Below are 12531 nucleotides of genomic sequence, written 5' to 3'. Positions count from 1 at the left end.
CGGGAGTTTATCTGGCAAGATGAAGGAGCGGGTGATCTTGTCTGATTGGCCTTTGGGATATGGGCGGCAGGTGCTGGCCGAAGTGGACAGTACCATGCTTGAGGCCGGGCGACAGGCAACCGGTTTGGCGGGGCCCACTTGGATTTGCGCGCTGCGGCAAACCGCGGCACGGGGACGGCGCGGCCGCGCCTGGGTCAACCCTGAGGGCAACTTTGCGGCCACTTTGGTGCTGCCCACCTCGGATGCGCCGGAAAAGCGCGCGTTGCGCAGCTTTGTGGCGGCGCTCGCGCTTTACGATTCTTTGGTTGCTGTGTCGGGCCGTGTCGATGGGCTGACGCTCAAATGGCCGAATGATGTGCTTTTGACCGGGGGCAAGGTGGCGGGTATTCTGCTGGAAAGCCTCGGGTCGCATTTGGCGATTGGGATCGGTGTGAACTTGATTGCAGCGCCCGCGTCTTCCGAAGTGGAGGCCCGTGCTGTGCTGCCGGTCTCAGTGTTGTCCGGTCTTGGGGTCGAGGTATCGCCAGAGGTGTTTCTTGACATCCTTGCTGCGGCCTATGCGCGCCATGAGGCGCAATTCGTGACCTACGGGTTTGCGCCCATCCGGGAGGCGTGGCTGACCCGCGCGGCACGGTTGGGTGAGGTTGTCACCGCGCGGATGGGTGACCGCGAAGTCGCGGGCACGTTCGAGACTGTGGACGCCGAGGGGCGGATCGTCTTAAACACCGCTGCAGGCCGTCAGGCAATCGCCGCGGCGGATATTTTCTTTTAAGGGGCAAGGCCATGCTTCTGTGCATCGACTGTGGCAATACCAATACCGTCTTTTCGATCTGGGATGGCACGCGCTTTCTTTGCACCTTACGCACGTCGACCCATCACGGGCGCACTGCGGATGCCTATTTCACGTGGTTCTCGACCTTGATCGGCCATTACAAGATCGAACCGAATATCACCGATGTGATCATCTCGTCGACCGTGCCGCGGGTCGTATGGAACCTGCGAGTCTTCTCTGACCGGTTCTTTGGTGTGCGTCCCATCGTTGTGGGCAAGCCTGAATGTCTGTTGCCGCATCCGCCTCGGGTCGATGTGGGCACCGGCGTGGGGCCGGACCGGTTGGCCAATGCGGTGGCGGCCTTCGACCGGCATGGTGGCGACTGCGTTGTGGTCGATTTCGGCACGGCGACGAATTTCGACGTTGTGGCCGAGGATGGCGCTTATGTCGGTGGTGTGATCGCGCCGGGGGTGAACCTGAGTCTCGAGGCGTTGCACCAGGGGGCTGCAGCGCTGCCGCATGTGGATATCTCGCAGCCCGAGCGTGTGATCGGCACCAACACAGTGGCTTGTATCCAGTCGGGTGTCTTCTGGGGCTATGTCGGGCTGATCCAGGGGATCACGACGCGCATCAAGGCTGAATATGGCCGTCCGATGAAGGTGATCGGCACGGGTGGGCTTGCGCCCTTGTTCGCGCAGGGTGAGCTGCTATTTGACACAATTGAAGATGACCTGACCATGCATGGTCTGACGGTCATACACGCGTATAACACAGAAAACGGATAAAACATGAGCGGTGAACGGATCATCTACCTGCCCCTTGGCGGGGCCGGCGAAATTGGCATGAATGCCTATGTCTATGGCTATGGCAAGCCGGGTCAGGAAAGGCTGATCCTTGTTGATCTCGGTGTGACCTTTCCAGACATGGATGGAACACCGGGTGTCGATCTGATCCTTCCGGACATCACATGGCTGAAGGAACGCCGTCACCAGCTCGAGGCGATCTTTATCACCCACGCCCATGAGGACCATGTGGGCGCTGTCGGGCATTTCTGGGAAGAGCTTGGTGCGCCTATCTACGCGCGGGCCTTCACGGCGCATATCGCGCGGCTCAAGATGGAGGATGCGGGGCAGTCGCCGGAAACCGTGCGGACCGTGTCGCCTTGGCCCGAAACCGTTGAAGCCGGGCCGTTCAAAGTGGGGTTCTTGCCAATCTCGCATTCCATTCCCGAAAGTTCGGGTCTGGTGATCGACACGCCAAAGGGGCGCTTGGTGCATTCGGGCGACTTCAAGATTGATGAAACACCGGTTGTCGGCGAGGCCTTTGATCGGGCGCTTTGGGAAGAGATCGGCAAACCGGGTGTGAAAGCACTGATTTGCGACTCCACCAATGTGTTCTCCTTGCATGAAGGTCGGTCAGAGGCGACCGTTGGTCCTGAGATCGAAACGCTGGTGCGCGATGCCAAGGGCATGGTTGTGGCGACCACTTTTGCCTCCAACGTGGCGCGTGTCAAAACTCTGGCCGAAGCAGCGGTTCGGGCCGGGCGATCGGTCTGCCTGTTGGGCCGCGCGATGCGGCGGATGATCGAAGCGTCAATCAAGACCAGCGTTTTGGCGGATTTTCCAACGGTGATCAGCCCGGAAGAGGCCACACAGATCCCGCGCGAGAACCTGATGTTGATCGTCACTGGGAGCCAGGGCGAACGGCGTGCGGCCTCGGCGCAGCTTGCGCGTGGCAAGTACCAAGGTCTGACAATGGCCGAAGGGGATATGTTCCTGTTCTCGTCGAAAACGATTCCCGGGAATGAACGTGGCGTGATCCAGATCATGAACGCGTTTTCCGAGCAGGGGGTGGACGTGGTCGATGACAGCTCTGGCAAATACCACGTGTCTGGCCATGCAAACCGTCCCGATCTGGAAACCATGCATGCCGTCGTGAACCCGCAACTGGTCGTGCCGATGCATGGCGAACATCGCCATCTGCGCGAACATGTGAAAGTTGCCGGGGCGGGCGGACGCAAGGGCGTTCTGGCGGTCAATGGCATGATGATCGATCTCAGTGGCAATGAGCCGACCGTGGCCGAATATGTCGAAACGGGGCGCACCTATCTGGACGGCTCGGTCAAGATTGGGGCCTTGGACGGGATCGTGCGGGACCGTATCCGCATGGCGCTGAACGGGCATGTGATTGTCACGGTCATTCTGGACGAAGACGACGAATTGCTGGGCGAGCCGTGGTGCGAAGTCATGGGCTTGCCGGAGATCGGCCGCAGCAACGCGCCGTTGGTCGACGCGCTGGAAGAAGACCTGTCGCAGTTTATCGGTCGGGCCGGGGCCAAGACCATCACCGACGATGACAAGCTCGAAGAAGGGCTGCGCCGGATTGCGCGTCAGACGACGCAGAACGAAATTGGCAAGAAGCCCGAAGTGACCGTTGTGATCAGCAGGCTTGCATGACGCGCGCGGTTGTCTTCGACCTTGACGGGACGCTGATCGACAGCCTTCCTGATATCGCGGCAGCGGCCAATGCGCTTTTGGCAGATCATGGCATGCTTCCGCTGCCTCAAACACAGATCGGCGGGTTCGTCGGTATGGGGGAGCGGGTGTTTCTTGATCGGCTGATCGCGGCGACAGCGCTTGATGCGGCAGAGTATGACGCGCTGATGGCCGAGTTCATCACGCATTACAAAGCCAGCACTGGTCTGACCACGGTGTTTCCGGGGGCGTTGGACGCGGTGAAGGTGCTCAAGGCCGAAGGCTATAAGCTGGGTATCTGCACAAACAAACCCGGTGGGCCATTGGCGGCTGTGTTGGATGCGCTTGATTTGACCAAGTGGTTCGACGTGATCATCGCGGGCGACACATTGCCGGTGCGCAAGCCCGATCCGGCCCCTCTGCATCTGGCGTTCGAGCAGATGGGGGCTGACATGGGTGTTTATGTCGGGGACAGCGATGTTGATGCGGAAACGGCGCAGCGGGCTGGAGTGTCGTTTGCGTTCTACACCGAAGGCATCCGAACCAAGCCGATTGACGCAATCCCGCATGATCGGGCGTTTGACCGGTTCGAGGATCTACCAGCCATCTGTCAGGAGATCCTGCGTCCGATCTAGGCGGGCGATGCGTCATCGCATCGCCGCGTTTCCGTTAACGGAAACGCGGCCCTTGGTCAGCCAGCGCGGCGTTCGTCAAAGCTCAGCGCGATGAAGGATGGCATGTGGTCGCCCATGCCCACGACATTGCTGTCGCGGCCACCGCGATCATTCCGCCCGCCGCGATCGTTGCGGCGGTTGCGGGACCGATCCTGATCCTGTTTTGGCTCGTCGTCGCGTTTTTCAACCTTTGCAGGTTCTTTCGGAGCCTCGGCTTGAACCGGGACTTGTGCCTCAACCTGAACGTCTTGCGCCGTCTCGACTGGTTTTGAACGGCCACGTCCCCCACGAGAACGACGGGGTTTGCTGTCTTTCTTTTCGTCCGGTGTCTCGTCCGCTGACGGGGCGGCTTCGGTGTGGCCCAGCGGGTTGTCGATGCGCGGGATCTCTTTCTGGATCAGCTTTTCGATGGCGTCGAAATTCTTTTCGTCTTTCGCGCCGCAGATCATCATCGCCTTGCCCTTGCGCCCGGCACGTCCGGTACGGCCGATGCGGTGCACGTAGTCCTCGGCATGGCTGGGGACATCGAAATTGAACACATGGCTCACTGCAGGTACATCCAGCCCGCGTGCGGCCACGTCGGAGGCGATGAGAAAGCGCAACGTGCCTTCCCGGAAGCCTTCCAGCGTCTTTGTCCGCTGGGACTGGTCCAGATCACCATGGATGGGCGCCGCGTCAAGACCGTATTTCTTGAGCGATTTTGCAACGATATCCACGTCTGACTTGCGGTTGCAGAAGATGATCGCGTTCGAGCAGGCGTCGCCTTCACCTTCGATCATCTTGCGCAGGAGCGCGCGCTTTTCCGTGCCTTCGCGGTCGCGGCGCGACGCCTTGAACATCACCACACCCTGTTCGATTGTCTCGGACGCTGTGGCCTGACGGGCCACTTCGATGCGGGCCGGGGCCGACAGGAAGGTGTTGGTGATCCGTTCGATCTCTGGCGCCATGGTGGCCGAGAAGAACAGTGTCTGGCGTGTGAACGGCGTGAGCGAGAAGATGCGTTCGATATCTGGGATGAACCCCATGTCGAGCATGCGGTCGGCCTCGTCGACGACCATCACCTGCACACCCGTCAGCAGCAGCTTGCCGCGTTCGAAATGGTCCAGCAAACGGCCCGGTGTGGCGATCAGCACGTCGACGCCTTTGTCGATCAGCAAATCTTGTTCTTTAAAGCTGACACCGCCGATCAGCAGAGCCTTGGTCAGCTTCACGTGCTTGGCATAGGTGTCGAAGTTTTCAGCGACCTGGGCCGCCAGTTCGCGTGTCGGGCACAGAACGAGACTGCGTGGCATCCGGGCGCGGGCGCGTCCACGGGCGAGCAGTGTGATCATCGGCAGCGTAAAGCTTGCGGTCTTGCCAGTTCCCGTTTGCGCGATGCCAAGGACGTCGCGTCCTTCCAAAGCCGGGGGAATGGCGCCTGCCTGAATGGGGGTGGGCGTGTCGTAGCCCGCCTCTTCAATAGCTTTCAGGACTTTCGGGTTGAGGTTCAACTCAGAGAATTTTGTCATGTGTATCCGTTATTCACGGACTGACTACGCCCGTGCGTCTGTTGCCATCCGGCCCGCATGGCCCTGTGGTTGTCCACAGTCTCGATGCCCCGCGTATGTACTCTTGGAAGGCGGTGGGGTCAATGAGGCGCATCCGGACTGCGCTGATGTGCCGTTCCCTAGCAGGTTTTGGTGTCAAAGCAGCAACAATTCCACATCCCGGCAGAAAGCCGCTGCAGGTCGTCAGTCCGACAGGGATAGGCCGAACACCCGTTCCACCGCCGCGTCCGGGTTGAACTTTGGTGTCAGCAACAAACCGTGTTTCTTCAGGCGTGCCCGCAGATCGGGCGTGTCCTCGCAGACTTCGGTGAAGAACAGGCGCAAGCCGTCCTCGCCTTCTTCGTCGCGGAGGTAGCGCAGCAAATGGCCGATATTCTTGAGCGCGTCGTCGGATTTTACACGGTATGACCCTTGGGCCTGTCTGAATTCCAGCTTTTCGATGAAGTTGTCCCAGTTCGGCGCGTGCAGGTGGCCCACAAACGCGCCATCAAGCGTCGCCGTGTTCAGCACGTCTTCCCCCTTGAGACGCAGCCGGTGAATGGCCAGTCGGACATTACCCAAACCGGTGCGCGCGAACACCTTGCCTGCAAGATGGCTCAGGAACCCACCGCGCACATAACTGCCAAAGGTCGGGTAAATCTCGGTGACGGCTGTGGGCGGCACGTCATCGCCGGTTGTCCGCAGTTTGAAATGGCGCGGCATGTCTTTGGCATCCCGGGCTGCAAGCGCTTCGGCCGGATAGAGCCGTGCACCGGCCATCTCATCGGGCACTGCCTTCAATAAGGTGGACAGTTTCTTGGGGCTGAGGATGAATTCGTCAGTGTCGATATGCCCAAGCCAATGCACATGCTGATGCGCCTGTTTCAGTGCCTGCGTGGCGTTGAAGGTCTGCCGCAACTGGTGGGCGTCGGGCCGGTTCTTGCCCTTCTTTTTCCAATAGGCGGCATCGCAGACCGTTACCGTGACCTTCGGATGATCCTTGAGCAACGCACAGACATCCGGATCGGGTGTATCGAGATAGAGATAAACATGGCGCGCGCCGATATCGAGATGATGCGCGACAAAACGTGCAACGTCCAAAAGCGGCGCGTTTGTGGTGCAAACCACCCCCCAGGTCGGGGTCTTGGCTGAGACCGGCTGCACGGGCAGCGTGACGCCATGTTCCGCTTCGGTGTCGGTGTCCGGCTGGTCATCCCGTCGCAGTTTGCGGACGCGCAAGCGGTGCAGGCGGTGGAAGACGGTGCGCGGGTCGTCGACCAGCCGTTGCAGCATGTCCTGCGCCAAGGGGCGGATCACCGGGTCGGTCTCGGCCTCGTCCCAAAGCCGCCCGATCAGGTTTGCATCCAGCCCACCGTCCTGAAGCGAAAATGCGTTCATCTGCAACGGCAGTGGCCCACTCGCACGCCCATCCAGCGTAAAGGGTCGATCCGCCTCGCGCCCGGAATAAAGCCGTTCGCTTTCATAAAGCTTCATCGCGCCGAACAGGGTCGACAGCGCCAAGCCGGCGCTGCGCTGTGCTGGTGTGGTGCCATGATCGCCAAAAGTCGTCAGGCTCGATACTTTCCAACGCAGATCCATCTCGGTCAAAAGCAGGTCCGAGTATTCGGCCCAAAGCCGCAGGAAAAGGTCCGCAGTATGTGGCGGCTGACTGCGCTTACGCAGATGCGCAATCAAGAGCCCATTCAGGTGCAGCAAGGCGTTCTGGCCGTCAAGTTCGCGTGCGATGTCCCAGCTTTTGCGGGCGTTGTCCGACAGGGCGCGGGTTCTCTCATCGGGCACGGACACCCGCGTTCCGGCGAGTGCCTGAAGGTCGCAGTCCAACGGAGGCAAGGATTCTCCTTCGGCAAAGCTCAAAGGCGCGCGCCGTGCATTCATCTGATCAAGGATGCCCGCCATCCCGTTCGGATATGCCGGGTTTGGCGATGTTTTTTGACTGCTCATACATGCAGAGTGCCGCTTCGCTGCGGTCTGATCAATGGAAAAGGCATTTGAAAATGCCTTGATCAAGCCCGTTTGAACGGGCTTGGGTCAGACCATCATTTCCTTGGTCGCCGACAGGGTCACGTCAGGATAGTCGCGTCCGATCCGGTCGATGTCCCATTGCAGGCGGGTGAGGTACACAACGTCGCCATCATTGTCCTCGGCCATGTGCTGCTTGTTGGCGTTGACCAGCTTGTCCACCGCCAATTTGTCACCATGAACCCAGCGGGCAGAGGTGAATTGCGATGCTTCGAACCGCACGGGCAGGCCGTATTCCAGCTCGATCCGGCTGCCCAATACCTCGAATTGCAGCGCGCCCACGACGCCTACAATGAATCCCGAGCCGATCATCGGCTTGAACACCTTGGCGGCACCTTCTTCGGCGAATTGCATCAGTGCCTTTTCGAGATGCTTGGATTTGAGCGGATCGCCCGCGCGCACGGTCTGCAACAGCTCGGGCGCAAAGGACGGTATGCCTGTCACCTTGAGCGCCTCGCCTTCGGTCAACGTGTCGCCGATGCGCAATTGCCCGTGGTTCGGAATACCGATGATGTCACCGGCCCAAGCCTCTTCGGCCAGTTCGCGGTCGGAGGCCAGAAACAGCACCGGGTTTGTGATCGACATCGGTTTTTTTGACCGCACATGGGTCAGCTTCATGCCGCGGTTAAAGTGCCCCGAGGCCAGTCGAACAAACGCCACGCGGTCGCGGTGCTTGGGATCCATGTTCGCCTGAACTTTGAAGACAAATCCGGAAACCTTTGTTTCTTCAGGTAGAATTTGCCTTGGCGTCGCCTTTTGTGGCTGCGGTTCCGGGCCGTACGTCCCGATCCCGTCCATCAATTCCTTGACGCCGAAGCTGTTGATCGCCGAGCCAAACCAGATCGGCGTCATGTGCCCTTCAAGGACCGCTTGCGGGTTCAAAGCGGGCAAAAGCTCGCGCGCCATCTCGACCTCTTCGCGCAGTTTTGACAGCAAGTGCGCGGGCACGTTCTGCTCTAGCTTGGGGTCATCAAGCCCATTGATTTCAATGCTTTCGGCGACCTTGTTGCGATCCGCGCGGTCCATGAGTTCAAGCCGGTCACGGAGCATGTCGTAGCACCCCATGAAATCCCGACCAACCCCGATGGGCCAACTGGCGGGGGTCACGTCAATGGCAAGGTTCTCTTGAATCTCGTCAATAATATCAAAGGTATCGCGGCTTTCCCTGTCCATCTTGTTACAGAATGTCAGGATTGGCAGGTCGCGCAGGCGGCACACTTCAAACAGCTTTTGCGTCTGGCTTTCCACACCTTTCGCGCCGTCGATCACCATGACGGCTGCGTCCACCGCGGTGAGCGTGCGATAAGTGTCCTCGGAAAAATCCGAGTGCCCGGGAGTGTCCACAAGGTTGAACCGGAAGTTCCTGAAATCAAAGGACATCGCAGAGGCCGAGACCGAAATGCCCCGGTCCTGCTCCATCTTCATGAAATCCGACCGTGTGCGTCGTGCTTCGCCCTTGGCACGAACCTGACCCGCCATCTGGATCGCACCGCCGTACAGAAGAAACTTCTCTGTCAGGGTCGTCTTGCCGGCATCCGGATGCGAGATGATGGCAAAGGTGCGCCGCCGAGCGATTTCGGCGGGCAGATCAGGGCGATTTGAAACGGTGTCCAGCATGGGCGCGCATATAGGCGGCGCAGGGCGGCTTGTCTATAAGCCGCGTCGATCAGCCGATCAGTCGCAGGGTCCGCTTTGCTGCCTGTGGCGCATGCGGTCTGGTCATTGGCATCACCGCCGGGTCGTCCGTTGGAAGGATTGCCGGGACAACCGCATCTTCGCGGCGCTGAATATCGATGAGGATGTATTCCACGCTTGTGCGGAATCCGGTTTCCGACACGAAATAGAGCTGGCCGTTGCAGACTGCTGCGTAGACGTCGATCCGTTGACCCGTGATCGACATGAAGATCAGTTCGGCAAGGGTCACCAGCTGCGCATGCGGGGCATTGGCGGCCATGGCCAATGTGAATTTTTCATGGTCTGCGTCGTCGGTCGTCACCGCGAGCCAACGCGCGTCGCGCTTTGGCAGGAACGTATCGCCAAGGATAAGATCTTGGATGTGGTGGATCGGATCGCCACGGCAAACGCCGAATTCGGCGCGAATTCCGTCGGCCGGGCAGGCTTTGAAGCGATGTGGCAAGGGTCCAGTGGCAGCTGACATAAACAGAAACTCTTTAGTAATTCCCGAATTGCGCACATTGCGTCGGGATGGGTTTAAGATCCTCTGGAAATGTGGCACCTCTAAGGGCATGCCGTGGCTTTTCACGGACAAATCTGAGCAAAAATTGGGAGTGAGCGGATGGATCTTGGGATCAGCGGTAAGCGCGCGCTTGTATGCGCATCAAGCAAGGGTCTTGGCCGTGGATGTGCCGAAGCGTTGGCGGAAGCGGGCGTAAATCTTATCATGAATGCACGGGGCTCCGATGCGCTCGAGGCCGCAGCCGAGGACATTCGCAAGGCCTACGGGGTCGAGGTCACGACCATTGCCGCCGACATCGTCAGCGAAGAGGGCCGTGCAAAGGTGCTCGAAGTTGCGGGAGATGTGGACATTCTTGTGACCAACGCCGGCGGTCCGCCTCCGGGCTTGTGGTCCGACTGGGCGCGTGATGACTTCATCAAGGCGCTGGACGCCAACATGCTGACGCCGATCGCGCTTATGACTGCGCTGATGCCGGGCATGATCGATCGCGGCTGGGGCCGGGTGGTCAACATCACCTCGCAATCGGTCAAGGCACCGATTCCGGCACTGGGCCTGTCAAACGCCGCACGCACCGGTTTGACCGGGTATGTCGCCGGCACCGCGCGGCAGGTGGCCGAGCACGGCGTGATCGTCAACAACCTGCTTCCGGGCATCCATGCCACGGACCGCGCCGATCAATTGGATGGCGGTGTGTCCAAGGCGCAGGGCATTTCTGTCGAACAGGCGCGCAAGAACCGCCAAGGGACGATTCCCGCGCGGCGCTACGGCACCCGTCAGGAATTCGGTGCGACCTGCGCGTTCCTGTGTTCGCAGCATTCCGGCTTTATCGTGGGCCAGAATATCCTGATCGACGGTGGCGGCACCAACGCGACCATCTAAGGCATGGCGCGGGGACCGGACGGGGCAGGGCAGGCACAGGGGTTTTCCCTGAAGGACGAATTGTTCAATGCCCGCACCATCGGGGATTTGGCGGCGGAATTCGCTGTCCTGCCGGGGTTCGATCCGGACCGCTTTTCCAAAGAGGCCCTCGCGGGGTTATCATCGCGGGGGCTGCTCGAACGGCTCGATTGGTTGGCCGATTGCATCGAAGCGCAATTGCCCAACCGGTTTCCCGAACTGGCCGACGCTCTAGAAGCGGCGATGCCTCCGGTCCTTGATCCCACCAATACAGATGATGACTTCGGCCGCTTCATCCATGCGGTGCCCGGCATTCTTGCGGTGCGCCACGGGCTGGAAGACCACCGTGACCGTGCACTTGATCTGTTGGAGGCCGCGACCCAACGCTTTTCGATGGAGTTCTATATCCGGCCCTTCCTAAACCGCTGGCCGGACGAAACCCTCGCTCGGCTGGATCGCTGGGTGGAACACGACAATTATCACGTGCGTCGGCTGGTCAGCGAAGGCACACGCCCGCGTTTGCCTTGGGCCGCGAATATTCAACTTGATCCGTTGGTGCCGCTGCGCTTTCTGGATGTGCTTCATGCAGACCCCACCCGGTATGTGACCCGGTCCGTCGCCAATCACATGAATGACCTGACACGCCACGCGCCAGAACGCGTGGTCGCACATCTCGGCATGTGGCAATCAACGGCGCGCCAGACCCCGAAAGAGCTGGATTGGATGACCCGTCACGCCCTGCGCACCGCTGTCAAACGCGGTGAAGCTGACGCGCTGGCGCTGCTGGGCTATCGTCAGGATTGTGATGTGGCGGTGTCATTGCGGCTTGACCCGAACCCGGTCTCAATCGGGGATGCTGTCACCATAGACGTGACGCTGTCCGCGCCTGAGGCTTTGCCGGTGATGGTGGATTACCGCATCCGCTTTCACCGTCCGAATGGCCGCAGCGGCGAAAAGGTGTTCAAGCTCAAAACGGCGCATCTAAAACCGGGCGTGGCAGTTACAATGACAAAATCGCACCGCCTGAAAGCGGGGGCCTCGACCTTTACCCTCTATCCCGGCCCGCATCTTGTGACTGTGCAGGTCAATGGGCAGGACCGGGCAGACGCGACCTTGGACTTGGTGTGAACACAGGCTGAACACCCGAGCTTGGAAGATGACGAATAAAGCGCCTTCATTGGATGGTGTGGACGCATGTGCGTATTTGGCAAGGCGAGAGGATCAGGACTGCGCGTCAGTCCAGCGCGCTTCGAGCTTTTCCAGCGCCTCGATCCGCTCGGTCGTCTTGGGGTGCGACATGAGCCAAGCTGGGACCACTCCAGAGCGCGATTGGGTGAGCGCGTCCAGTTTGTGAAACAACGACTTCTGTGACACGATACCGATACCTGCCTTGTGCAGCAGCGCCGCAGCATACGCATCGGCCTCGTATTCGTCGCCACGTGACAGGCGGGCGGCCAGCAGCGTGGCAACCGAGTTTGCAATCAAAACACCAATACCCGGCAAAAACCGGGACAACACCATAGCCAAGGCGGTGCGCAATGCGTTCTGGCCTGAAAAGTCGATCATCCGGCGACGGGTATGTCCAAGCGCCACATGTCCCAACTCATGTGCGATCACGCTGGCCAGTTCCTCGCCCGTCACTTCGCCATTCTGGTATTTGCGGTAAAAGCCACGGGTGATGAAGATACGGCCATCAGGGGCGGCCAGCCCGTTCACAGGGTCGATTTCGTAGATGTGCACGCGGATGCGGTCCAGGTTCAACGCAGCGGCCAACCGATCCGTCAACGCCTTGAGGCGCGGATCAGCCAGTTCAGTCGACTTTGCATCGAGCTCGCGCTTTGTGCGCCAGACCGAGAAATGGTACATGGCAAGCGCGTAGAGGACAGCAAGAAGGATGGGTGTCAGTTTCAACATGCCCAAGATATGGGGCTTGAAGGCGCGCCCGGCAAGC

The 12531-nt window shown here is 60.0% G+C and carries 11 protein-coding genes; 6 read left to right on the top strand and 5 right to left on the bottom strand.

Annotated features, from left to right (window positions below; genetic code table 11):
* The first annotated feature begins 37 nt into the window (after positions 1-37).
* The 4 genes from MCRY_RS10450 to gph are packed head-to-tail and all read left to right on the top strand — an operon-like array spanning position 38 to position 3881.
* Positions 38-772, top strand: a complete 735-nt coding sequence (locus MCRY_RS10450) for a biotin--[acetyl-CoA-carboxylase] ligase (RefSeq protein ID WP_171046198.1) — start codon at positions 38-40, stop codon at positions 770-772.
* A gap of 11 nt (positions 773-783) precedes the next feature.
* Positions 784-1557 carry a type III pantothenate kinase gene (locus MCRY_RS10445; RefSeq protein ID WP_085629550.1) on the top strand — a complete coding sequence of 258 codons (774 nt, stop codon included), beginning with the start codon at positions 784-786 and terminating at the stop codon, positions 1555-1557.
* 3 nt (positions 1558-1560) lie between these two features.
* Complete coding sequence (locus tag MCRY_RS10440) at positions 1561-3228, top strand: ribonuclease J (protein ID WP_085629548.1); 1668 nt, start codon at positions 1561-1563, stop codon at positions 3226-3228.
* Positions 3225-3881: a phosphoglycolate phosphatase gene (gene gph, locus MCRY_RS10435; protein ID WP_085629546.1), complete on the top strand. Its 657-nt coding sequence runs from the start codon at positions 3225-3227 to the stop codon at positions 3879-3881. Before MCRY_RS10440 ends, gph begins: the two co-directional genes overlap by 4 nt.
* 56 nt (positions 3882-3937) lie before the next feature.
* On the opposite strand, the gene MCRY_RS10430 is transcribed toward gph, so the two are convergent.
* The 4 genes from MCRY_RS10430 to MCRY_RS10415 form a co-directional block, all read right to left on the bottom strand.
* Positions 3938-5428 carry a DEAD/DEAH box helicase gene (locus tag MCRY_RS10430; RefSeq protein ID WP_085629545.1) on the bottom strand — a complete coding sequence of 497 codons (1491 nt, stop codon included), beginning with the start codon at positions 5426-5428 and terminating at the stop codon, positions 3938-3940.
* Between the two features lie 222 nt (positions 5429-5650).
* Positions 5651-7408 (bottom strand): glycosyltransferase family 2 protein, encoded by a 1758-nt coding sequence (locus tag MCRY_RS10425; RefSeq protein ID WP_085629845.1) that lies wholly within the window; start codon positions 7406-7408, stop codon positions 5651-5653.
* A gap of 87 nt (positions 7409-7495) precedes the next feature.
* Positions 7496-9103: a peptide chain release factor 3 gene (locus MCRY_RS10420; protein WP_085629543.1), complete on the bottom strand. Its 1608-nt coding sequence runs from the start codon at positions 9101-9103 to the stop codon at positions 7496-7498.
* A gap of 49 nt (positions 9104-9152) precedes the next feature.
* A complete protein-coding gene (locus tag MCRY_RS10415) occupies positions 9153-9644 on the bottom strand; it encodes a hypothetical protein (RefSeq protein ID WP_085629541.1) in 492 nt (163 codons plus the stop codon).
* Between the two features lie 138 nt (positions 9645-9782).
* Here MCRY_RS10415 and MCRY_RS10410 point away from each other — a divergent pair, with 138 nt between their 5' ends.
* Positions 9783-10562 carry an SDR family oxidoreductase gene (locus tag MCRY_RS10410; protein WP_085629539.1) on the top strand — a complete coding sequence of 260 codons (780 nt, stop codon included), beginning with the start codon at positions 9783-9785 and terminating at the stop codon, positions 10560-10562.
* Positions 10563-10565: 3 nt separating this feature from the next.
* Positions 10566-11708 carry a hypothetical protein gene (locus tag MCRY_RS10405; protein ID WP_085629537.1) on the top strand — a complete coding sequence of 381 codons (1143 nt, stop codon included), beginning with the start codon at positions 10566-10568 and terminating at the stop codon, positions 11706-11708.
* Between the two features lie 93 nt (positions 11709-11801).
* On the opposite strand, the gene MCRY_RS10400 is transcribed toward MCRY_RS10405, so the two are convergent.
* Positions 11802-12494: a M48 family metalloprotease gene (locus MCRY_RS10400; RefSeq protein WP_085629843.1), complete on the bottom strand. Its 693-nt coding sequence runs from the start codon at positions 12492-12494 to the stop codon at positions 11802-11804.
* Positions 12495-12531 lie beyond the last annotated feature (37 nt).

Source organism: Marivita cryptomonadis, assembly GCF_002115725.1.
Lineage (GTDB): Bacteria > Pseudomonadota > Alphaproteobacteria > Rhodobacterales > Rhodobacteraceae > Marivita > Marivita cryptomonadis.
This window is presented reverse-complemented; position numbering and strand designations above follow the sequence as displayed.

Excerpts from the sequence above, each read along its gene's own strand:
- MCRY_RS10445 (WP_085629550.1), top strand. The coding sequence starts at position 784 with ATGCTTCTGTGCATCGACTGTGGCAATACCAATACCGTCTTTTCGATC.
- MCRY_RS10440 (WP_085629548.1), top strand. The coding sequence starts at position 1,561 with ATGAGCGGTGAACGGATCATCTACCTGCCCCTTGGCGGGGCCGGCGAA.
- gph (WP_085629546.1), top strand. The coding sequence starts at position 3,225 with ATGACGCGCGCGGTTGTCTTCGACCTTGACGGGACGCTGATCGACAGC.
- MCRY_RS10430 (WP_085629545.1), bottom strand. The coding sequence starts at position 5,428 with ATGACAAAATTCTCTGAGTTGAACCTCAACCCGAAAGTCCTGAAAGCT.
- MCRY_RS10425 (WP_085629845.1), bottom strand. The coding sequence starts at position 7,408 with ATGAGCAGTCAAAAAACATCGCCAAACCCGGCATATCCGAACGGGATG.
- MCRY_RS10420 (WP_085629543.1), bottom strand. The coding sequence starts at position 9,103 with ATGCTGGACACCGTTTCAAATCGCCCTGATCTGCCCGCCGAAATCGCT.
- MCRY_RS10415 (WP_085629541.1), bottom strand. The coding sequence starts at position 9,644 with ATGTCAGCTGCCACTGGACCCTTGCCACATCGCTTCAAAGCCTGCCCG.
- MCRY_RS10410 (WP_085629539.1), top strand. The coding sequence starts at position 9,783 with ATGGATCTTGGGATCAGCGGTAAGCGCGCGCTTGTATGCGCATCAAGC.
- MCRY_RS10405 (WP_085629537.1), top strand. The coding sequence starts at position 10,566 with ATGGCGCGGGGACCGGACGGGGCAGGGCAGGCACAGGGGTTTTCCCTG.
- MCRY_RS10400 (WP_085629843.1), bottom strand. The coding sequence starts at position 12,494 with ATGTTGAAACTGACACCCATCCTTCTTGCTGTCCTCTACGCGCTTGCC.